The sequence below is a fragment of the Pseudomonas sp. GD04091 genome, from assembly GCF_029836165.1.
In the GTDB taxonomy this organism is placed as follows: domain Bacteria; phylum Pseudomonadota; class Gammaproteobacteria; order Pseudomonadales; family Pseudomonadaceae; genus Aquipseudomonas.
Map to the genome: position 1 here is coordinate 24,472 of NZ_JAOEBG010000032.1, position 22,278 is coordinate 46,749.

At 66.1% G+C, this 22,278-nt stretch carries 18 protein-coding genes; 5 read left to right on the forward strand and 13 right to left on the reverse strand.

Annotated elements, in window-relative coordinates:
- Nucleotides 1–14: 14 nt before the first annotated feature.
- From N7422_RS25360 to N7422_RS25395, 8 genes are all read right to left on the reverse strand, one after another.
- The gene (locus N7422_RS25360; RefSeq protein WP_279809090.1) at nt 15–788 is read right to left on the reverse strand and encodes an enoyl-CoA hydratase; all 774 of its coding nucleotides are present in this window, start codon (nt 786–788) and stop codon (nt 15–17) included.
- Nucleotides 789–801: 13 nt separating this feature from the next.
- Nucleotides 802–1,929, reverse strand: a complete 1,128-nt coding sequence (locus N7422_RS25365; protein WP_279809091.1) for an acyl-CoA dehydrogenase — start codon at nt 1,927–1,929, stop codon at nt 802–804.
- A gap of 8 nt (nt 1,930–1,937) precedes the next feature.
- Nucleotides 1,938–3,131, reverse strand: coding sequence for an acetyl-CoA C-acyltransferase (locus tag N7422_RS25370; protein WP_279809092.1), 1,194 nt, complete (start codon nt 3,129–3,131; stop codon nt 1,938–1,940).
- Nucleotides 3,132–3,143: 12 nt separating this feature from the next.
- Entirely contained in the window at nt 3,144–3,911 is a 768-nt protein-coding gene (locus tag N7422_RS25375; RefSeq protein ID WP_279809093.1) for an SDR family NAD(P)-dependent oxidoreductase, read from the reverse strand.
- 12 nt (nt 3,912–3,923) lie between these two features.
- Complete coding sequence (locus N7422_RS25380; protein WP_279809094.1) at nt 3,924–5,570, reverse strand: AMP-binding protein; 1,647 nt, start codon at nt 5,568–5,570, stop codon at nt 3,924–3,926.
- An 89-nt stretch (nt 5,571–5,659) separates the two neighbouring features.
- Nucleotides 5,660–10,165, reverse strand: a complete 4,506-nt coding sequence (locus N7422_RS25385; RefSeq protein WP_279809095.1) for an NEL-type E3 ubiquitin ligase domain-containing protein — start codon at nt 10,163–10,165, stop codon at nt 5,660–5,662.
- A 78-nt stretch (nt 10,166–10,243) separates the two neighbouring features.
- Nucleotides 10,244–11,260: an AraC family transcriptional regulator gene (locus tag N7422_RS25390; protein ID WP_279809096.1), complete on the reverse strand. Its 1,017-nt coding sequence runs from the start codon at nt 11,258–11,260 to the stop codon at nt 10,244–10,246.
- 64 nt (nt 11,261–11,324) lie between these two features.
- On the reverse strand, nt 11,325–12,188 hold the full coding sequence (locus tag N7422_RS25395; RefSeq protein WP_279809097.1) for a LysR substrate-binding domain-containing protein: 864 nt from the start codon (nt 12,186–12,188) through the stop codon (nt 11,325–11,327).
- 114 nt (nt 12,189–12,302) lie between these two features.
- Here N7422_RS25395 and N7422_RS25400 point away from each other — a divergent pair, with 114 nt between their 5' ends.
- Nucleotides 12,303–13,409, forward strand: a complete 1,107-nt coding sequence (locus N7422_RS25400; RefSeq protein WP_279809098.1) for a 2-aminoethylphosphonate--pyruvate transaminase — start codon at nt 12,303–12,305, stop codon at nt 13,407–13,409.
- Between the two features lie 34 nt (nt 13,410–13,443).
- Nucleotides 13,444–14,271 (forward strand): phosphonoacetaldehyde hydrolase, encoded by an 828-nt coding sequence (gene phnX / locus N7422_RS25405; protein ID WP_279809099.1) that lies wholly within the window; start codon nt 13,444–13,446, stop codon nt 14,269–14,271.
- Between the two features lie 88 nt (nt 14,272–14,359).
- Here the strand turns inward: phnX and N7422_RS25410 are convergent, their stop codons facing one another.
- A complete protein-coding gene (locus N7422_RS25410) occupies nt 14,360–14,920 on the reverse strand; it encodes an NAD(P)H-dependent oxidoreductase (RefSeq protein ID WP_279809100.1) in 561 nt (186 codons plus the stop codon).
- Between the two features lie 158 nt (nt 14,921–15,078).
- On the opposite strand from N7422_RS25410, the gene N7422_RS25415 reads away from it, so the two are divergent.
- Nucleotides 15,079–15,297 carry a hypothetical protein gene (locus tag N7422_RS25415; protein WP_134692604.1) on the forward strand — a complete coding sequence of 73 codons (219 nt, stop codon included), beginning with the start codon at nt 15,079–15,081 and terminating at the stop codon, nt 15,295–15,297.
- Here N7422_RS25415 and N7422_RS25420 read toward each other — a convergent pair.
- The 4 genes from N7422_RS25420 to N7422_RS25435 all read right to left on the reverse strand — a co-directional run bounded on the left by N7422_RS25420 (nt 15,281) and on the right by N7422_RS25435 (nt 19,732).
- Nucleotides 15,281–17,524 (reverse strand): Orn/Lys/Arg decarboxylase N-terminal domain-containing protein, encoded by a 2,244-nt coding sequence (locus tag N7422_RS25420; protein ID WP_279809101.1) that lies wholly within the window; start codon nt 17,522–17,524, stop codon nt 15,281–15,283. The two genes, N7422_RS25415 and N7422_RS25420, sit on opposite strands and share 17 nt — an antisense overlap.
- Before the next feature lie 89 nt (nt 17,525–17,613).
- Nucleotides 17,614–18,369, reverse strand: a complete 756-nt coding sequence (gene dnaQ / locus N7422_RS25425; RefSeq protein WP_279809102.1) for a DNA polymerase III subunit epsilon — start codon at nt 18,367–18,369, stop codon at nt 17,614–17,616.
- A gap of 129 nt (nt 18,370–18,498) precedes the next feature.
- Entirely contained in the window at nt 18,499–18,945 is a 447-nt protein-coding gene (gene rnhA, locus N7422_RS25430; RefSeq protein WP_279809103.1) for a ribonuclease HI, read from the reverse strand.
- 13 nt (nt 18,946–18,958) lie between these two features.
- A complete protein-coding gene (locus tag N7422_RS25435; protein ID WP_279809104.1) occupies nt 18,959–19,732 on the reverse strand; it encodes a methyltransferase domain-containing protein in 774 nt (257 codons plus the stop codon).
- Nucleotides 19,733–19,816: 84 nt separating this feature from the next.
- Between N7422_RS25435 and gloB the strand changes: the two genes are divergently transcribed.
- Nucleotides 19,817–20,596 (forward strand): hydroxyacylglutathione hydrolase, encoded by a 780-nt coding sequence (gloB, locus tag N7422_RS25440; RefSeq protein ID WP_279809105.1) that lies wholly within the window; start codon nt 19,817–19,819, stop codon nt 20,594–20,596.
- A gap of 100 nt (nt 20,597–20,696) precedes the next feature.
- Nucleotides 20,697–22,127 carry a lytic transglycosylase domain-containing protein gene (locus N7422_RS25445; RefSeq protein ID WP_279809106.1) on the forward strand — a complete coding sequence of 477 codons (1,431 nt, stop codon included), beginning with the start codon at nt 20,697–20,699 and terminating at the stop codon, nt 22,125–22,127.
- Nucleotides 22,128–22,278 lie beyond the last annotated feature (151 nt).

The following is a 22,278-nucleotide window of genomic DNA, read 5'->3' on the forward strand; positions in this document are numbered from 1 at the left end:
TGCGCCCGCCTCCCTCAACGGTCCTTGAACTGCGCTTCACGCTTGGCGATGAAGGCGGCCATCCCCTCTTTCTGGTCCTCGGTGGCGAAGGCGGCGTGGAATACCCGGCGCTCGAAACGCACGCCCTCGCTCAGGGTGACCTCGAAGGCACGGTTGACGCTTTCCTTGACCATCATGCTCACCGGGACCGATTTGCTGGCGATGGTCGCGGCCACCTTCAGCGCTTCCTCCAGCAGTTCCGCCTGCGGCACCACACGGGCCACCAGGCCGGCGCGCTCGGCCTCCTCGGCGCCCATCAGGCGGCCGGTCAGGCACAGCTCCATGGCCTTGGCCTTGCCCACCGCGCGGGTCAGGCGCTGGGTGCCGCCCATGCCCGGCAGCACGCCGAGGTTGATCTCGGGCTGACCGAACTTGGCGTTGTCGGCGGCGAGGATGAAGTCGCACATCATCGCCAGCTCGCAACCACCGCCCAGGGCGAAGCCGGACACCGCGGCGATGATCGGCTTGCGCCGGTTGGCGATGCGGTCGGCGTCGCTGAACAGGTCCTCGACGTAGATCTGCGGGTACTGCAGTTCGGCCATTTCCTTGATGTCGGCGCCGGCGGCGAAGGCCTTGGCCGAGCCGGTCAGCACCACGCAACCGATGTGCGGATCCTTCTCCAACTGGTCCAGCGCCTGATTGATCTCGCCGACGATCTGCGCGTTCAACGCATTGAGCGCCTGCGGGCGGTTGAGGGTGATCAGGCCGACCTTGCCGTGGATGTCCAACAGGATGGTTTCGAATGCCATGCAGTCTGCTCCTTCAAAGATTGCGCGCAATGACCATGCGCTGAATGTCGCTGGTGCCTTCGTAGATCTGGCAGACCCGCACGTCGCGGTAGATCCGCTCCAGCGGGAAGTCGCTCAGATAGCCATAACCGCCCAGGGTCTGCAAGGCGTCCGAGCAGACCTTTTCGGCCATTTCCGAGGCGAAAAGCTTGGCCATCGAAGCCTCCACCAACGCCGGGCGCCCGGCGTCGCGCAGTGCGGCGGCGTGCAGCACCATCTGCCGGGCCACGGCGATCCTGGTCGCCATGTCGGCCAGGCGGAAAGCCACGGCCTGGTGCTCGATCAGCGGCTTGCCGAAGCTCTGGCGCTCGCTGGCGTAGTCACGGGCCACCTCGAAGGCAGCGCGGGCCATGCCCACCGACTGCGAGGCGATGCCGATTCGCCCACCTTCGAGGTTGGCCAGGGCGATCTTGTAGCCCTGGCCCTCCTCGCCCAGGCGATTGGCCACCGGCACCCTTACGTTGTCGAAGACGATCTGGCAGGTGTCGGAGGCGTGCTGGCCGAGCTTGTCCTCGACCCGCGCCACCTGGTAGCCCGGCGAGTCGGTAGGCACGATGAAGGCGCTGATGCCACGCTTGCCAGCGTCCGGATCGGTGACGGCGAAGACGATCACCACCCCGGCGTTCTGTCCGGAGGTGATGAACTGCTTGCTGCCATTGAGCACGTAGTGGTCACCGTCCAGGCGCGCGCGGGTCTTCAGGCTGCTGGCATCGGAGCCGGCCTGAGGTTCGGTCAGGGCGAAGGCGCCGAGCATCGCGCCACTGGCCAGCGGCGCAAGAAACTGCTGCTTCTGCGCCTCGGTGCCGAACTTGAGGATCGGCACGCAGCCGACCGAGTTGTGCACGCTCATGATGGTCGAGCAGGCCCCGTCGCCCGCGGCGATCTCTTCCAGGGCCATGGCATAGGCCACGTAGCCCGTGTCACTGCCACCATACTGCTCCGGCACTAGCATGCCGAACAGGCCGAGGTCGGCCATCTCCCCGATCGCTTCCTTGGGGAAGCGGTGCTCCTTGTCCCACTGTTCGGCGAACGGTTTCAGTCGCTCCTGGGCGAAAGCCCGCACGGCGTCGGCGATCTGTTGTTGCTCTTCAGTTACCAGCATGGTTCACCTCAGTACAGGCACTCGACCGCCATGGCCGTCGCTTCGCCACCGCCGATGCAGATGGCCGCCACGCCACGGCGCAGGTTGTTCTGGCGCAGGGCCGACAGCAAGGTCACCAGAATCCGGGCGCCCGAAGCGCCGATCGGGTGACCCAGGGCGCAGGCGCCGCCGTGGATGTTGACCTTGTCGTGAGGCAGGTCGAGGTGCTTCATGGCGGCAAGGGTGACCACGGCGAAGGCCTCGTTGATCTCGAACAGATCCACCTCGACCAGGTTCCAGCCGGTGCGCTTCATCAGTTTGTCGATGGCACCGATCGGCGCGGTGGGGAACAGGGCCGGGGTATCGGCGAAGGCCGCGTGGCCATGGATCACCGCCAATGGCTTGAGGCCGCGTTTCTCGGCCTCGGAGCGACGCATCAGCAGCAAAGCGGCGGCGCCATCGGAGATGGAGCTGGAGTTGGCGGCAGTGACGGTGCCGCCCTCGCGGAAGGCCGGCTTGAGCTGCGGGATCTTGTCCAGGCGCGCCTTGGGCGGCTGCTCGTCGTCCTTGACCAGGCGCTTCTCCTTGCCCTCGGTGACTTCGACCGGGACGATCTCGGCGGCGAAACGACCGCTCTTGATAGCGTCCTGGGCACGGGTCAGCGAAGCGATGGCGAAGGCGTCCTGGGCTTCGCGACTGAAATTCCCCTTCTGCGCGCAGTCCTCGGCGAAGGTGCCCATCAGTCGGCCCTTGTCGTAGGCGTCCTCCAGGCCGTCCATGAACATGTGGTCAATGATTTTCCCGTGGCCCATGCGGTAGCCGCCACGGGCCTTGTCCAGCAGGTACGGGGCGTTGGTCATGCTTTCCATGCCACCGGCGACGATGACGTCGGCACTGCCGGCCAGCAACTGGTCGTGGGCCATGATCGCCGCCTGCATGCCCGAACCGCACATCTTGTTCAGGGTGGTACAGGTGGTGTGCTTGTCCAGGCCCGCGCCCAGCGCCGCCTGGCGCGCCGGAGCCTGGCCCTGGCCGGCGGGCAGCACGCAGCCGAACAGCACCTGCTCGACGCTGGCGGCGTCGATGCCGGCGCGCTCGACGGCGGCGCGGATCGCCGCGCTGCCCAGTTGCGGCGCGGTCAGGCTCTTGAGGTCACCCTGCAGGCCGCCCATGGGCGTGCGCACGGCGCTGACGATGACGATGGGGTCGTTGGCGAGAGTCATGTCGTTATCTCCTTACTTGGCAGCCATGCGCAGCGCGCCGTCGAGGCGAATCACCTCGCCGTTGAGCATGCTGTTCTCGATGATGTGGCAGGCCAGCGCGGCATACTCCTGCGGGCGGCCCAGGCGTGGCGGGAACGGCACCCCGGCGGACAGCGAGGCACGGACTTCGTCGGTCATGCCAGCCATCATCGGGGTCTCGAAAATGCCGGGGGCGATGGTCATCACGCGGATACCGAAGCGCGCCAGCTCACGCGCGGCCGGCAAGGTGAGGCTGGCGATCGCGCCCTTGGACGCGGCGTAGGCAGCCTGGCCGATCTGGCCGTCGTAAGCGGCGATCGAGGCGGTGTTGATGATCACCCCGCGCTCGCCACCCTCGTCCGCCTGCCCCTCGGCCATGGCCGCGGCGGCCAGGCGCAGCAGGTTGAAGCTGCCGACCAGATTGACGTTGATGACCTTGGCGAAGCTGGCCAGGCCGTGCGGCCCGTTCCTGCCCAGAACCTTCTCGGCGCCGACGATGCCGGCGCAGTTGACCAGCCCGTGCAGGCTGCCGAAGGCGCCGAGCGCCGCCGCGACCGCGGCCTGGGCGGCCTGCTCGTCACTGATGTCGGCCACCGCGAAGCGGGCGTTGGCGCCCAGCTCGACAGCCTTGGCCTCGACCGCGGCGGCATTGAGGTCGACCAGCATGACGTTGGCGCCAGCCTCGATGAGCATCTGCGCGGTGGCGGCGCCCAGGCCCGAGGCCGCGCCGCTGACGATGAAATTCTTGTGGGTGATTTGCATATCGGTCTTCCTTCAGGCGCCCGCAGCGATCGGCTGCGTGGCTTGTTGTCGGGCGATTTCCTGGTTGCGCAGGATGAAGCGTTGCAGCTTGCCGCTCGGGGTCTTGGGCAGCTCGCCGACGAATTCGATTTCGCGCGGATAAGCGTGGGCGTACAGCCGCTGACGCACATGCTGGCGCAGGGTTTCCTCCAGCTCGGGACTCCCCTGGTAGCCCTGGCCCAGTACGACGAAAGCCTTGATCAGTTCGGTGCGCTCAGGGTCCGGCTTGCCGATCACGGCGGCCTCGACCACCGCGGGATGCTCGACCAGCGCGCTTTCCACATCGAACGGGCCGACCCGGTAGCCGGAGGTGGTGATCACGTCGTCGCTGCGGCCGACGAAGCTGATGCTGCCGTCCTGGTTGAGCTCGACGGTGTCGCCGGAGAGGTAGTACTGGCCGACGAACGCCTTGGTCGGCAGGCCGTGATACCCCGCGAACCAGCACAGCGGCGAACGCGCACGGTCGACGGCGAGGATCCCGGGCTGCCCCGCTGGCAGCTCGTTGCCTTGCTCGTCCACCACCACGATGCGATGACCGGGGATGGCGAAACCCGCCGACCCCAGGTGCACCGGGTGGTCCAGCGCATGGTGGTTGCACAGCACCATGCCCAGTTCAGTCTGGCCGTAGTGGTCGTGGATGGTCACGCCGAGCTCGTCGGCGAACCAGCGGATCACCTCCGGGTTGAGCGGCTCACCGGCACTGCTGACCACCCGCAGGCGGCCCTTGATCGGCGCCGCGAACGCGCTGCCCGCCGCGATCAGCAGTCTGTAGGCCGTCGGCGAGCCCGCCAGGTTGGTAATGCCCAGCTTGTCGATGACCCGCGCGCAGCTTTCGACACTGAACGGGCCGTCGTAGAACGTGGTGGCATGGCCCAGGGACAGCGGCCCGGTGACCGCGTAATAAAGGCCATAGGCCCAGCCCGGGTCGGCCAGGTTCCAGAAGTTGTCTTGCGCACGCAGGTCGATGGCGTCGCGCATGTAGCCCTGGAACGCGACGATGGCGCGCAGCGGCACTTCCAGCGGCTTGGCCGGGCCGGTGGTGCCCGAGGTGAACATCAGCAGGAAGGGATCGTCGCCAGTACGCATCACCGGTTCGCAATCGCCGGTGGCGGCTTCGAGGCTGCGGTGGAAGTCCAGCGCCTGCCCGGCGGCGCCGACCGTGACGATGGTCGGGCAATCCGTCACGTCGTCGAGCTTGGGGCGATTGCCGCGATCGGTGACCACCACCTTGGCATGCGACTGCTCCAGACGGTGCTCGATGGCCTTGGGCCCGAACGCGGTGAACAGTGGCTGGTACACCGCACCCAGGCGCCAGGTGGCGAGGATGGTCACCAGCAGTTCCGGGGTCCGTGGCATCAGCCCGGCGACGCGATCGCCCGCCGCCACGCCCTGGGCCTTGAGCACATTGGCAAAGCGTGCGGACAGGGCCTGCAACTGGTCGAAGGTATAGCGCCCGCCGTTGCCGTCACGGTCTTCCCAGATCAGGGCGGGCTTGCCTGTGCCAGCGTGGCGGTCGCAGCATTCGACACAGGCGTTGAGGGCATCGAGGTTGCCATGCAGCGCCGCGGCGGCGGCTTGGGCATGGTCGAACGAACGAGCGGCCTCGGCGTAATCGCGCATCGTCAGACTCCTGGTTTCTTATTGTTGGAGTGCACCATCGGTCTGACGATGTTCGCGCCGGTCAGCTCATCCGGCAATGGCCAAAGCTGTCAATCGGGCTGAGCGGATTCGACCGGCTCGAGCAGGTCGCCCTGCTCGACCGTGGCCAGGGCCTGCCGGGTGAGCTGCCAGGTCAGCGCATGCTCTGCGACTTCGCGCTCGACCTTCAGGTCGTTCCACTGCCGCGCGTAGGCCTCGCTGCCCAGCGTCTCGCTCTGCTTGTCGAGCGCCGTGCCGCGGGCCTCGAAGGGTTCAGCGATGGCCGCGAATGCCTTCGCATGTCGATGGCGCAGGTAGCTGCCCCAGAACTCGCGCTCGCACAGGCTTTGCGGCAGCTCGTCGGTCGCCTCGCTGGCCCGCACCGCAGCCAGGGCGTCGCGCTCACGCTCAGGGGTGATGCCGGCGAGCTGCTCGAAACGCATGGTCCGGGGTTGCCCAGGCAACTGCAGTTGCGCAGCCAAACGCACCCGATAACCCAATACCACCTCCAGCACGTCGGTATCCGGATGCGTGGTCAGCCGCCTTGCCGCATCCTGCTGGGCGAACTGGTCCAGGCATTCGAGCCGGAACAGCTGCCTGCCCAGCGCCAGCAACTGATCGCCCGCCGTTCCCGTGGCCGCCTTGCGGTTGGCCTGATACACCATTTCCTCCAGCAACAGGCGACTGAACCGCTCGGCGGTACTGTCGTGGCAGCCTTGCACCTCGTTGGCGCTGGCAAAGATCCGCTCGCGCAGGTCGGCATCCTTTTCGATACTGGCGAACAGCGTCCAGACCTGCTCGGACAGATAGTCCCTGGCCTTGCTGAAATCGGTGGTCTGGGTCAACTGCGCCATCAACTCGAACAACTCGCGGCTCCCGTCCAGAGCGTGCAGTTTTTTCCATAGCGCCTCCCGCGCCGGCCGCTCGGCTTCGCCCGTCCAATCGAGCCAAGAGCGTACGGAAGGTGCCCCGGCGGGGTCGGGTACCAGGTGGGCTGCGTGAGCATCGAGGCCATAGAGTCGGGCGATGGTCCGGTGGGGGATCGGATTACCGCGAATCCTGAGGTGGTGCCTGAACTCCCAGGGCATCTCCAGCACTTCTGGCGCAATGTTCGAGATCAGGTTGTCCCGCAGATCGGCCACCAGCAACATCCCGCAGCGCTCGATACCGCCCGGGATACTGAGCATCCCGCAGTGATTGAGGCGCAGTGTCGTCAGTTGCGGCAACTGGTGGAAACGCAACGCCAGCGAACGGATGGGGTTGCGACTCAGGTCCAGAAGATGCAGCCGAGACAGGTTCGCCAGCTGCTGTTGGTCGTGCTCAGCCATGCGGATGCGGTTCCCCATCAGGTGCAGCGCGCGCAGACGTGGCAGGTTGGAAATGCTTTCGGGCAGGGCCGTGAGCTGATTGTTGTTGAGGTTCAGCGTGCGCAAGGACTGGAAGCAGTGCAGGAAACTGGTTGGCAGCTGATCCAGCCCCATGCCCGCCATCACCAGTTCGCTGATATGGTCGAAATCCACGCTGGCCGGCAGTATCGGCAGCGCGCCCACCCGCCAGCCACTGAGGTTGAGCAGCATGCCCTCGGCCTCGCCGCGCGGGTTCCTGACCATTTCACCGTTGTAGCGCCATGCACCGCACAGGCGATGGGACAACTGGCGACGGACCGTTCGCATGTCTCGGTCGGGCGTTCCGATCACCCAGAACTCAAGAGTGTCCTCGAGCAGGGCAAGATTGCGCTCCAGGCTCAACAGCACCTGGTAAGGATTCGCGACGCCCTGGCGCAGCGTGCGTTCATAGGTTTCGACCTCGTCATCGCTGAAGCCCGGATAAAGTGCACGGATACGGGCACGCAGGGGCGCCGTGGCCGAACGCGACGCCGAGCCACCCAACATATAGCCGACCCTACCATCGGCCAGTCGTTTGCCTGGGTTGAACCATGGCGTGGTGGCCCGCAGGCCGAGCCGATCGAGGACACCGCCGCGGCTGCTGGGCAAGGTGCCGATGAGCGCCTCGCGCAACCGGCGAGCACAGTCGGCGCCTTCGATCGCCATGGCTTTTCGATCCTTTTCCTTCAGCAACACCGAGATGGCGTCGAAGATCGACGCCGGCTCCGGCACCTCGTCCTCCAGCTCGAGCCCCTGACTGTCATAGAGATGGAAGCGCCCTTGGCGCCACACCAGGACGGTTCTGGTAGCACTGGATCCCTGGGGATTCATGATCGCCAGCAACCGGCCGCTCTCATTGCCCTCGCGAAGCTCCAGGTTGACGGACCTTGGCCAATTGCGCAGGCGCTCCAGTTGCGCCAGCACCAGCACGCCGGTGTCGTTGCTGTAGCTCGCCTGGAGAAACACCCCTTCCAGCGCGCGATTGACCCGGACCAGTTGAGACAGGGCGCGGGCACGCTTGGCCAGCGTCACCGGCACGCGCGACTCGAGCAGGGCCACTCTGCGCAGCGTGCCATCGGTGTCTCGCACCGCCTCCTCCACATAGATTTCCGGCAGGCTGGGGAAGTCCCGCTTGACCAGGGCTCCCAGCTCGTCGACTGGCGCCGCCACGCCGGCCAGATATTCCAGCAGCCGCCCCTGCACCTGAGGGTGCTCGTCAACCAGCCAGGCAGCGAGCGATTTTGCATCATGGGCCACCATCCCAGGTTGATTGCGCGCCCACTCGAGCACCTTGGCATCGGTGATCGCCGCATCGGGGGCTCGCGCGTCTTGCAGCACCCGCGAGATGCGCTGGTCGGCCTGGAACCGGCGCAGTGTCTCGGTCAGGTTCACCGGCGCCGGGCGATTCTCCACCAGCACGCCCCGCAGCTCCTCAGGCTCCATGCCGGCGATACGCAGGATCTGCTGCGCTTGCCCATCATCCAAGGGGGGATCGCACGGCCACAACCGGTTGAGCATGCTGGCGCTGTCGCGCCACTCCAGCGGCCTCTCCACGCGCAGTCGCCAGAAGCGTTCGCCATTGTGTTCAACCAGTGGGCCAAAGGCATCGGCCGCACGCGGATGCCTGAGCCGCCAGGGTTTGGCAGCGACCGGCCGATGGACTTCGTAATAGCGATCGCCCACGCGCAACCACTGCCGCCCGTCCAGCGCATACAGGCCATCGTCCTGCAGCACGGCGGCACCCGGATCGGACTCATAGACCTTCAGGTCATGGTTCCACAACCGCTCGCCGGCACCCTCGACGTTCACCGGTTCCAGTGCATCGACGAAGCCGCTGCGAAGGGCGCTGGCGACCACCCCCGCCCCCACCACGAGCGCGCCGGTCACCGCCACGGTTTCCGCCACCTGCAGCATGTGTTGCATGGCTTCGTGCTGGTGACCCTGGTGCCAGTCCACGGCACCTTCATAGACTTCGCCCAGGGTGTCCCAGACCATTTTCGCGAACAGCGCCACACCCACCACCGGCACCGCCAGGCCCACCAGCCCCAGCGCGTCCAGCCCGAGGCCTTGCCAACGCCGCAATCGCTCCTCGGCCAACTGCCGATCCGCATCCGCGCTCGGAACCAGCACCAGGCGCCCCTGCTCCTTGAGGCGATTGACCTGATTGCGCGCCAGGGCCTCGAAAATGTCGCCTTGAACGACCCGCCCCTGCAGTTCGAAATCCGTCTCATCGTCGGACAGGCGCATGTCGAGTGTCCCCATGAAGCCGGCACGCTCCTTCAGACTGACCAACAGGCGAATCTGCTTGTGCGGCTGCGGTGTGGACAGGTGCTCCTTGAGAAAGTCGCTCAGCAACTGCTGCGAGGCGAAGTGGTGCAGTGGGCGCTGCTCATCGGCGGGCAGGTAGTACACCACCCCCTTCGATGCACCGGTTGCATCCCGCAACTGCACCAGCAGCCCGTTCTCGATGGTGCACTGCAACATCCGCAGCTCCCCGGCATAGGCCTGCACCGAGCCTGGCGACGACTGCGCCGCCGGTTCGGTCAGCCGTTTCAGTGCAGCGAGCGTGTCCGTATCGATCAACGACTCGGCGGCCGCACGCTCACAGGCAAGGGCAAACCCCGTGCGCTGATGGTTGCCCAGCACTGCCAGTGTCGACGCAGTGAACATACCCGCCAGCAACGTCTGATACTGCTGCCCTGCGTCCAGGGCATGGCAGCGCCTGGCCAGTGGTTCCGGCGCCCCGGACAGCACCTGGTCGTCGTCCTTGCGCACCAGGCCGCTGCCTTCGAAAAACTGACTATCCGATGCAAAGCCCTGCATCAGCCTCAACAGGGCCGGAAAACGCACCTCGCGGCGCTCCATCGAGGGCGAGGAGATCACCTCCGACCGACCGAAACGGATGTCCAGCCACTGCATCTGTTCAAGGTCCGGGCCGTCTGGAAGGATCTCCTTGATCAACGGCACGAAGGCCTGCTGCGCGAACTGCCATGGCGAGAGCAGTCCCTGGGTCGCCGCAGTCACTTGCTGGCCGCTGGCCATGTGCGCGCTGAAGCTTTCGCGCAAGGCCTTGATCCTGTCGGCCGGGGCGTGCTTCAGCCAGTCCGGCAGCCGCGTGGCGATGAAGCCATCGATGACGGCCTCGTCGCTGAGAGTGGTCGTGGGTGGCGGGGTGTGGGTTGTCGATGACATGGGGTCGCATCCTGCTGTTCATGTGGACGCCGGACACTAGCCAGCGCCCCTCGCCCGTGACAGCGGGAAACGAACCCTCTACGGCGCCGCTGGCAGGACCAGGTTGCGGTAATGCCCCGGATTGCAGCCGAACCACTTGCGAAACGCCTTGTAGAACGAGCTGGCATCGGCGAATCCCAGGCGCAGGGCGATGTCGGCAAGGCCCAGGTCGGCCTCGGCCAGCCAGGCGATCGCCAGCTCCCGACGCACGCTGTCCTTGATACCCTGGTAGCTGTGCCCTTCTTCCGACAGCCGCCGCCGCAGGGTCGACACCGACATGCACAGGCTCGCGGCCAGGCTGTCGGCGTCCGGCCAGCCTCCTGGCTCCTGGCCCAGCAGCGCCGAGCGGATCCGCCGCGCCAGGCTGTCGGGGTCGCGGTACTTGACCAGGATGTTGCCCGGCGCCTCGGCCAGAAATCGCTGCAGTTCCTGAGGCGTGCGCCGCACCGGCACGTCGAGGCAGTCGGCGCTGATGATCATGCGCGTGCGCGGGCGGTCGAACTGCAGGTTTTCCGAGAACATCACCCGGTAATCGTCGCAGAACGGCGGCTCGGCGCAACGCAGGTCGATGGCCAGGATGGCGATGCGCCGCCCGGCCAGCCAGCAGGCCACGCCATGCACGATCATCCAGAAGGTGAAGTAGGTGAACGCCCGGCGCGGCGTGTCGCGCGGCTCGTTGATGACGATCTCGGCCAGGCTCTGCTGACGCACCAGGCTCGGCTGCAGGTCCTCGAGCATCAGCGACAGGAAACCCAGGGCCACGTCCAGCGCCTCGCCCAGGGTGGGCTGGGCCATGCTCGCCCGACACAGGAACGCCAGGCTGCCACTGCGCAGGCCGCGCGGGTCCATGGCGAAGAACTCGTCGTTGCAACGTCGCGCCAGCAACCGCCACAGCCGTGCGTACGCCTCGGCGCTGACCCGCGCCTCGGGCCGCTCGAGCTGGGCCGCGTCGATCCCCGCGCGCCCCAGCAGCAAGCCGTCCGGCGTGCCGTGCGGGCATGTCTGCAACAAGGCCTCGCGTACCAGTTGCATGGAGATGGTGTCTTTCTCGCTCATCGACAATCCTGTCAGCTATCTGCCGGCCATCTTAGGCCCGCGCGAGAAAAACGCCAGGCCTGCCTCACAGCCCGGCCGCCAGGCCGAGAAACGCCTGGATCAGGCGCAACTCGCGGCGTCGCTCCAGACAGCCGAGCATGTGCTGGTTGACCAGCCCGGCGCCACTAAGGGGTCGAGCCACCACACGAGGGTCATTGGCCACCTCGGTGGACGACACCACGCCAATGCCCAGCTGCGCCGCCACCGCCTCGGTGACCGCCTCGCGGCTGTCCAGCTCCAGCAGTACGCGCGGCTGCACCCCCGCGCCGACGCATGCCTTGTCGAAGGTGCGCCGGGTGGTCGAGCTCGGTTCGCGCAGGACCATGATCTGCCTGTCCAGTTCGGCCAGCGGCAGGTCGCCCTCGATCGTCGCCCAGGCATGCCCCACCGGCAGCAACGCGCACAGCCGCGACTGGCACAGGCTCTGCAGGTGCAGGCCCTTGCGCGGTTCTATCTCGGTCAGCACGGCCACGTCGGCGTGCTCCGAGAGCAGCGCGGCCAGGGTTTCCTGGGCGTTGCCCAGGCGCAGGTTGACGGTGATCCCCGGATAGCGCTCGCGCAGCAGCGCCAGCATCGGCATCACCCGGTGCGGGCCGTCGGCGGCCACCTCCAGGCGCCCGGTGAGCAACTGACGGTTGGCCTCGAGCATGGCCTGGGCCTCCTCGGCCAGGCTGAACATCGCCCGGGTGATGGCCGCCAGGCGCGTGCCCTCCTCGGTCAGTTCGACCCGCCGCGCGGTGCGCCGCAGCAGGGTGATCTGGTAGTGCTCCTCCAGTGCCTTCACATGCCCGGTCACCGCCGGCTGGCTGATGAACAGCCGCTCGGCGGCGCGGGTGAAGCTGCCCTCGCGGGCGACGGCATCGAAAGCTCGGAGCTGGAACAGGTTCATATCTATCGGCCTGACTTATGGCTGGCATATCTACAAACAATTTGATTGATGAGTCGGCGAATTGCAACCTAGTCCCCATAGTTTGCAGCCCACCCGCCTGTGAGGAACCACGGAATGAGCAACGCCCCGATCCTGCTGACCCCCGGTCCCCTGACCACCTCGATCCGCACCCGCCAGGCCATGCTGGTGGACTGGGGCTCCTGGGACCGCGACTTCAACCAGTTGACCGCCAGCGTCTGCGAGCAACTGCTGGCCATCATCGACGGCAGCGCCAGCCACCACTGCGTGCCCCTGCAAGGCAGCGGCACCTTCGCCGTCGAGGCGGCCATCGGCACCCTGGTACCGCGTGACGGCAAGGTGCTGGTGCTGATCAACGGTGCCTACGGCCAGCGCCTGGCCAAGATCTGCAAGGTGCTGGGCCGCGACTTCAGCACCTTCGAGACCGCCGAGGACCAGCCGACCACCGCCGCAGATGTCGACCGCCTGCTGGCTGCGGATCCGGCCGTGACCCACGTGGCGCTGATCCACTGCGAGACCAGCACCGGCATCCTCAACCCGCTGCCCGAGATCGCCCAGGTGATCAAGCGCCACGGCAAGCGCCTGATCATCGACGCCATGAGCTCGTTCGGCGCGCTGCCCATCGATGCCCGCCAGATCCCCTTCGAAGCGCTGATCGCCGCCTCCGGCAAGTGCCTGGAAGGCGTACCGGGCATGGGCTTCGTGTTTGCCGAGAAGGCCGCCCTGGCCGCCGCCGAAGGCAACGCTCATTCCCTGGCCATGGATCTGCACGACCAGCACGCCTACATGGCCAAGACCGGCCAGTGGCGCTTCACCCCGCCGACCCACGTGGTCGCCGCCCTGCACGAAGCGCTGCAGCAATACAACGAGGAAGGAGGCCTGCCGGCCCGCCACCGCCGCTACGCCGACAACTGCAAGACCCTGCTCGACGGCATGGCCAGGATCGGCCTGCAGAGCTTCCTGCCCGCCGAGATCCAGGCCCCGATCATCGTCACCTTCCACGCGCCGAAAGACCCGCGCTACCAGTTCAAGGACTTCTACGAGCGAGTCAAGGCCAAGGGCTTCATCCTCTACCCAGGCAAGCTGACCCAGGTCGAGACCTTCCGCGTCGGCTGCATCGGCGTGGTTGGACCAGACGGCATGCAGGCCGCCGTCGATGCCGTGGCCGACGTGCTGCGGGAAATGGAAGTGCTGGACATCTGACCCTCTGCCCACTCGATTCAAGGAAAACGCGCACATGAACTACAGCAACCCCACCCAGCTGCAAGCCGCCATCCTCGACTGGGCCGGCACCGTGGTCGACTTCGGTTCCTTCGCCCCGACCCAGATCTTCGTCGAAGCCTTCGCCGAGTTCGACGTGCAGGTGTCCATCGAAGAGGCCCGCGGCCCGATGGGCATGGGCAAGTGGGACCATATCCGCACCCTGTGCGACGTGCCGGAGATCGCCGAGCGCTATCGCAAGGTGTTCGGTCGCACCCCGACCGATGAAGACGTCACCGCCATCTACGAACGCTTCATGCCGCTGCAGATCGAGAAGATCGCCGTGCACTCCGCGCTGATTCCAGGCGCCCTGGACACCCTCACCGGGCTGCGCGAGGACGGTTTGAAGATCGGCTCGTGCTCGGGCTACCCGAAGGTGGTGATGGACAAGGTGGTCGAGCTGGCCGCGCAGAACGGCTACGTCGCCGATCACGTGGTCGCCACCGACGAAACCCCGAACGGCCGCCCGTGGCCAGCCCAGGCCCTGGCCAACGTGATCGCCCTGGGGATCGATGATGTGGCCGCCTGCGTGAAGGTCGACGACACCGTGCCGGGCATTCTCGAAGGCCGTCGCGCCGGGATGTGGACCGTGGCCCTGGTGTGCTCGGGCAACGCTCTGGGACTGACCTGGGAGGGTTACCGGGCACTGAGCGCGGAGAAGCTGGAGAGCGAGCGCAAGCGCATTCATACGCTGTTCGCAGGCTCGCGTCCGCACTATCTGATCGACACCATCAACGAGCTGCCCGAGGTGATCGCCGATATCAACCGGCGGTTGGCCAAGGGCGAGATGCCGCAAAGCGCCTGATGTCGAGACTATCGCGGGGCAAGCCCGCTCCCACGCCAGACTGAGTGCCGGCATGGGAGCGGGCTTGCCCCGCGATGCTTTTTGCGGATCAGACTGCCTGAATGCGCTTCACCCAGGACGCGAACTTGTCGATGAACCCTTGCAGGAACGGCCGGGTCTTCTCGTTGAGCTTGCCGTTGTCATCGAACAACGACGCCGCGCCGCCGATATAGGCCTCGGGCATCTGCATGCAGGGCATGTCGAGAAACACCAGCGATTGACGCAGCGCATGGTTGGCGCCAAACCCACCGATCGCCCCGGGCGAGACACTGGCCACCGCCGCCGGCTTGCCGCTCCAGACGCTCTCTCCATAAGGTCGAGACCCTACATCGATGGCATTCTTCAACCCACCCGGCACCGAACGGTTGTACTCCGGTGTCACGAACAACACCGCATCGCTACGGCGGATCTCGTCGCGAAAACGTGTCCATGCCTCTGGGGCTCCCTCGGTCTCGACATCCTCGTTGTACAACGGCAGGTCGCCGATCTCGACGATCCGCAGGGCAAGGCTGGACGGCGCCAGCTCAGACAGCGCGCGGGCCACCTTGCGGTTGAAAGAGTCCTTGCGCAAGCTGCCGACGACGACCGCTACCGAATAGACCTGGCTCATGGCGTTTTGCAACCTCTACTCAGGGAAGGGGACCTGTTAGTTATAGATGACCGTTCCTCGTGCCCCTGGTTTTTTTCCAATTGGCGGAAAACTTCCCAAGCATTTCGATTGTCTATGCCTACAGACATTTCCTACACGATTCAGAGGTTTCCACCTAAATGGCAGCAGTAATGGTCGGCCAGTTCCACGCCCGTGACGCCGAAGGCCGTATCTATCCCGTGCATGAATTCCAGGAGTCCACCCTCCAGGCGGACGGCAGCACCCTCGGTGCGCCGATCACCAGTTATCGACTGGCCATCGGCGACCGCGTCAACCATCTGGGCGAAGACCGTTTCGAACTGGCCCAGACCGGCGTCGAGATCATCCGCATTCCCTGACGCAATCGACGGTGTACAGCGCCCCCTCGCGCTGCAGGCCATGCACGTCGGCGACGAACCCCGCAAACCCCTGGTCGAAGGCCCGGGCACAGGCCAGGTATTCGAGGATAGAACGCGTCGCCTCGGTGAAGCGCTCCCCCGGCATGATCAAGGGAATACCTGGGGGATAGGGCACCAGCATCACCGCCGCGACCCGGCCAAGCAGGTGCTCGATCGGCACCGCCTCCACCTCCCCGCGCACCATGCGGTCATAGGCCTGGGCCGGGGTCATCGCCACCTCGGGCAAGCGGGTAAACAGCTGCTTGAGCTGCCGGGCCGTGGCATTGCCACGGTAGAAGGCGTGCAACTGCGCGCACAGATCGCGCAGCCCCAGCCCCTGGTAGCGTGAGGGCTGCGCCGCCACTACGCTGGGCAGGCAATCAGCCAGCGCGGTGTTGTCATCGTAGTGCCGCTTGAACTCCAGCAACTCGGTGAGCAAGGTACTCCACTTGCCCTTGGTGATGCCCATCGAGAACAGCACCAGAAAGCTGTACAGGCCGGTCTTCTCCACCACCAGGCCGCGCTCCCAGAGAAACTTGCCCACCACCGCGGCCGGAATGCCGTGCTCATCCGCCACGCCCCCGGCCCCGGGCATGACCAGAGTGACCTTGAGCGGATCGAGCAACACGTACTCGTCGCTGATCTCGCCAAAGCCATGCCATTCGGCGCCCGGCTGCAGCAGCCAGTCCGCCGCCAGCAGCCGCTCGCTGCCTTGCGCCGCCGATGGTTGCCAGATGCTGAACCACCAGTCTTCGGCGGCGATGTGCTCGCGCAGGTTGGCCAGGGCCCGACGAAAGCTCAGCGCCTCGTCGAACATCTCCTGCAGCAGCGAGCGCCCGGCCGGCCCCTCCATCATCGCCGAGGCCACGTCCAGCGAAGCGAGGATGCTGTACTGCGGCGAGGTGGAGATATGCATCATGAACGCTTCGTTGAAGCGGTCACGGTCCAGCTGGCGACTGGCGCCGTCCTGCACATGGATCATCGACGCCTGACTGAAGGCGGCCAGCAGCTTGTGGGTGGAGTGGGTGCTGAACAGCAGCGGAGCATCGTCGCTACGCGACGTGCCCATGGCGTAGCGGTCGATGAAAAACTCATGGAAGGCGGCATAGGCGAACCAGGCCTCGTCGAAGTGCAGCACCTCGGCACTGGCGCCGAGCGCCTGCTTGATCAGGCCGGCGTGGTAGCACAGCCCGTCGTAGGTGGAGTTGGTGACGACCGCCAGCTTGATCTTCGCTGCGCGCCCCTGGGCCAGCGGGTGGGCCTGGATCTTCGCCTGGATCGACGCGGGGCTGAATTCGCTGAGCGGAATCGGCCCGATGATGCCCAGCTCGTTGCGCTCCGGACACAGGTAGAGGGGGATGGCGCCGGTCATGATGATCGCGTGCACCACCGACTTGTGGCAGTTGCGGTCCACCAGCACCAGGTCGTCGCGCCCGACCATGGCGTGCCAGACGATCTTGTTGGCGGTGGAGGTGCCGTTGATGACGAAGAAGCTGTGGTCGGCGCCGAAGTTGCGCGCCGCCCGCGCTTCGGCCTCTGCCAATGGCCCGGTGTGGTCGAGCAGCGAGCCCAGTTCGGGCACCGACACGGACAGGTCCGAGCGCAATGTGTTTTCGCCGAAGAACTGGTGAAAGGCCTGCCCCACCGGGCTCTTGCGATAGGCCACCCCACCGCCGTGGCCGGGCGTGTGCCAGGAGTAGTTGGATTGCGCGGTGTGCTGCACCAAAGCCTTGAAGAACGGCGGCAACAGCCCATCCAGATAGTTGTGTGCGGCCCGTGCGACCTGGCGGGCGAGAAACGGCACGGTGTCTTCGAACAGGTAGAGGATGCCGCGCAGCTGGTTGAGCTCGCCCATGGCCTCGGCCGGGGCATTCTCCAGGGTGACCTGCTCGCCCAGGGCGAAGATCGGCAGGTTGGGCGCGCGCAGACGGGCCAGGCGAATCAGTTCGGCCATGTTCTGCAGCAGGCGGCTATTGTCGCCGACGCCTTCGGCGGCGATCAGCATGCAAGCCAGGCCATGGTGGGTGGCGGCCACCAGGCGGGCCTCGGCCTGGTCGGCGGCGGCGAGGATGGCGAAACCGTCCTGGGCCAGCTCGTCGGCAATGCCGCGGACCCGCTCGCCGGCGACGCTGTCTGCCTTGATTGCCCGGTGGACGATGAGGATGGGGAACTTGAGGTCCTTGTACATCAGACGGCTACCTCTGCGGGGCGATTCTCCACAGGGTAGTTGATGTCATCGCGGGGCACGCCCGCGCCAGGGCCGGTACTGCCTTGGCGTCAGCTAGCGGGTGTGTCTGTCAGCGCCTGCCACATCGCCGGTCCGCCAGCCGACTTGGCGATGGCCGCCAGCCGCTCGGCATGGGCCTCGAGCTCTTCCTCGCTGGCCTCGATCACCCGCCCCGGCGCACGGCCAGTGATCCGACGAATCTCGCTACCAGTGCCACCCTGCCCATCCTCGCCCTGCGCGCCATCCCCCGCCAGCGACAGGCTGGTCTGGCCGCCGGTCATCGCCAGGTAGACGTCGGCCAGCAGCTCCGAGTCGAGCAGTGCGCCGTGCAGCTCACGGCCAGAGTTGTCGATGCCGTAGCGTTTGCACAGCGCGTCGAGGCTGTTGCGCTGCCCCGGGTGGCGCGAGCGCGCCATCATCAGGGTGTCGAGGATCGGGCAGTGCTGCGCGATATCGGCACGCTCGGACTGGCCGATCAGGGCGAATTCGTTGTTGATGAAACCAACGTCGAACGCCGCGTTGTGGATGACCAGGGTGGCGCCCTGGATGAATTCGAAGAACTCTTCGGCAACGTCGGCGAAACGCGGCTTGCCGACCAGGAAGGCGTCGGTGATGCCGTGGACGTTGATCGCGCCTTCGTCACTCTCGCGATCGGGCTGCAGGTAGACATGGAAGTGCCGCCCGGTCAGGCGTCGGCCCACGACCTCGACGCAACCGATCTCGATGATGCGGTGACCTTCGGCCACCGGCATACCGGTGGTTTCGGTGTCGAGGATGACGAACCGTTTGTCTTGCTGCTGCTCCACGCGGGGACTCCAACTGGCGGTGCTTGAATTCGGGGTGGGAGTATAACGAAATCGGGGCCGCTTTGCGGCCATCGCGGGGCAAGCCCGCTCCCACAAGATGAGCATTCCCCGCGATGGCCCGCAACACAATCAACGCTGGGCGCGTACCTCGTCGACCCCACGCTTGGCCAGCTGGTCAGCCCGTTCGTTGCCCGGGTGACCGATATGCCCACGCACCCACTTCCAGGTCACCTTGTGCCGGTTGACCTGCTCATCGAGCGCCATCCACAGGTCGGCGTTCTTCACCGGCTCCTTGGCGGCGGTCTTCCAGCCGCGCTTCTTCCAGTTGGTCATCCACTCGTTGATGCCCTTCATCACGTACTGGGAGTCGGTGGTCAGGATCACCTCGCACTCGCGCTTTAGCGCCTTCAGGCCCTCGATCGCCGCCATCAGCTCCATGCGGTTGTTGGTGGTCTCGCGCTCGCCGCCCCACAGTTCCTTCTCGACGCCCTTGAAAATCATCAGGACGCCCCAGCCACCCGGGCCAGGATTGCCCTTGCAGGCACCATCGGTGTAGATCTCGACGCTATCGCTCATGTACCACTCGTGTTCAGTGCTTTTCGGAATCAGGGTGGGTGGCGCTGCGATTGACCTTGGCCAACGGCAGCGGCAGCAGCTTGCCCATCGGCTCGCGACGCTCCAGACGCAACGGCCGCAGGCCGACCACCATCTTGCGCGCCACCAGCAGGTAGACCCCGCCACCTGAGCTCTGCCAGCCCCCGGCCACGCGCTCCCAACCGGCCAGACGCTGCTGCCAGGCCGGCGAGGCAAGCGGCGGACGATAGCACCCATACCGGCGTTTCTCCAGCGCGAAGCCCAGCAGGTTGAGCCAGTCGCCGACCCGTGACGCCGAGATGCAGCGAGCCTTGCGCAAGGCGCCGTGGCTGAAGAAGTGACGCATGCCCCAACTGCTCCACGGGTTGATGCCGACGATCAGCAGGTGGCCACCCGGGCGCACCGCACTGGCCGCCTCACGGAGCAATCCATGGGGTGAAAGGCTGAAGTCCAGGCCATGCTGCAGCACCACCACATCGGCGGCATGCTCAGACAACGGCCAGGCCTGTTCCTCACAGACGATCTCAACGCCCGGCAGTGGCGCGCCCAGGCGCACGTTGCGATGCACCTGCGGCGCGCTGGGCGGGGGTTCGGCGCAGGGGCCGTAGTGCACGAGGTAGCCACCGAAGAAGCGCCGCAGCTCTTCTTCGAGCAACTTTTCCTCTTCCTTGAGCATCAACTGCCCCAGAGGGCCGTTGAACCAGTCGCGGGCCAGGCTGATGAGCTCGACCCAGTCGGGGTCGGCCTGGGCGAAGGCTTGGTCGGTCATTGCGTTCTCCCTCGAAGGTTCTCCGGCCGCGCCATCGCGGCTAAGATGCCCCCAATGTCCAGGCTTGGCGATACGGATCCGCACATGATACAGATCGATGCCCTACCCGCTTTCAACGACAACTACATCTGGTTGTTACAGGATACTGCCAATCGCCGCTGCGCAGTGGTCGATCCTGGTGATGCCGAGCCGGTGCTCGCCTGGCTGGCCCAGCACCCCGACTGGGCGCTGGAGACGATCCTCGTCACCCATCATCACCATGACCACGTCGGTGGCGTCGAGGCCCTGAAGCAGGCCACCGGCGCCCGGGTGTACGGCCCGGCCAGCGAGCGCATCCCGGCCCGCGACGTCGCCCTGGAGGACGGCGCCCAGGCGCAGGCGCTGGGCCTGAGCTTCGACGTCCTGGCCGTGCCTGGGCACACCCTCGGGCACATCGCCTATTACACTGCGCAAACGCCCACGCCGCTACTGTTCAGTGGCGACACCCTGTTCGCCGCCGGCTGCGGGCGCCTGTTCGAAGGCACGCCGGAGCAGATGCACCATTCGCTGCAACGTCTGGCCGGCCTGCCTGGCGAAACCGAAGTGTACTGCGCCCATGAATACACCCTGAGCAACCTGCGCTTCGCCCGCGCCGTGGAACCAGAGAGCGAGCACGTTCACCAACGGTTCGAAGACGTTACCCGGCTGCGCGCCGACAATCGCATCACATTGCCATCAACCATTGCCCTGGAGCGCTTGACCAACCCATTCCTGCGCACCGCTGAAACATCCGTTAAACAAAAAGCAGACGAATGGAAGGGACATTCCAACCCAAGCCAAGCCACTGTTTTTGCTGCCTTGAGGTCTTGGAAAGACGTGTTCTGATAACTCCAAGATATATCGCAGTGTGCCCCCAAAGGTTGACCCGGCCGGGACCGGTTTCTAGAATCGCCCAACTTTTTTGCCCGGATAACCGTTCCCGCCGATGTCTTCCCGTAGCCGCAGAACCGCTCATTCGGTCGCCCTGACGCGACTGGCACAGATCAGTGCGCTGGCGCTGGCCGCCACCCTGGTCGGGTGCCAGAGCACCCGTCAGCTCGACGAATCCGACAGCGTTCGCGCGCACAGCTACCAGGCGCGGATCAAGCACAAGCCCGCCCCCCTGGTGATCAAGACCCAGGACCAGGCCCCGCCCCAGGACGTCTGGGAGCGCATGCGCCAGGGCTTCGTCCTGCAGGACGGCATGGACGTCAACCCGCGCATCGAACAGCAACGCCTGTGGTTCGCCAGCAACCCGTCGTTCCTCGAGAACGCCGGCGAGCGTGGCAGCCTGTACCTGCACTACATCGTCGAGCGCCTCGAAGAACGCGACATGCCGCTGGAACTGGCGCTGCTGCCGGCCATCGAGAGCGCCTACAACCCGATGGCGTATTCGCGCGCGCATGCCGCCGGCATGTGGCAGTTCATCCCGTCCACCGGTCGCCACTTCAACCTGCGCCAGACCAACTTCTACGATGGCCGCCGCGACATCACCGCGTCGACCAACGCCGCGCTGGACTACCTGAACCGCCTGCACGACATGTTCAACGGCGACTGGCTGCTGGCCCTGGCGGCCTACAACGCCGGCGAGGGCACCGTCAGCCGCGCCATCGAGCGCAACGAGCGCCTGGGCCTGCCGACCGACTACTGGAACCTGCCACTGCCGCAGGAAACCCGCGACTACGTGCCCAAGCTGCTGGCCCTGTCGCAGGTGGTCAACACCCCGCAAGCTTACGGGATCAACCTCAACCCGATCGCCAACGAACCCTATTTCGAAGCCGTCGCCATCAACGATCGCCTCGACCTGTCGCGGGTCGCCGCCTTCGCCGACATCGACGAGGACGAGCTGATCCAGCTCAACCCCGCCTTCAAGAAGCGCATGACCGTGGACGGCCCGCAGCAACTGCTGGTGCCGACCGCCAAGGCGCAGCTGCTGTCCACCCGCATGTCCAACCTCAAGCCCGAGGAACTGGTCAGCCTGCAGCCGAACAAGGCCGTGTTCCAGGCCGCCCTGGCCGAGGCCAAGGCACCGGCGGCGCGCAGCTACCGGGTCAAGCGTGGCGACAACCTGGGCAGCATCGCCAAGGCCAATCGGGTGTCGGTCAAGCAGCTGCAGGCCTGGAACCGCCTGCGCGGCAACAACCTCAAGGTCGGCCAGGTGCTGGCCCTGCGCGGTGGCAGCGCGCCGAGCGCGGCGGCCAACCGGGTGGCTGATGCCAAGCAGCGTTCCACCCAGTACAAGGTGCGCAAGGGCGACTCGTACTACCTGGTGGCCAAGCGCTTCAATGTCGAGATGAAGCACCTCAAGCGCTGGAACCCGCGTAGCGGCCATGCGCTCAAGCCGGGGCAGACCCTGACCGTTTACCTGTCGCGTTGATGTGAATCCTGGGGGCGCTTGGCGCCCCTTTCGCGGTACAAGGCCGCTCCTACAGAGTCCGCGCAATCCCAAGGGCTGGCGCAATCCCTGTAGGAGCGGCCTTGTGTCGCGAAAGGGCTGCGAAGCAGCCCCGACCCAGCTAGTCGCTCAC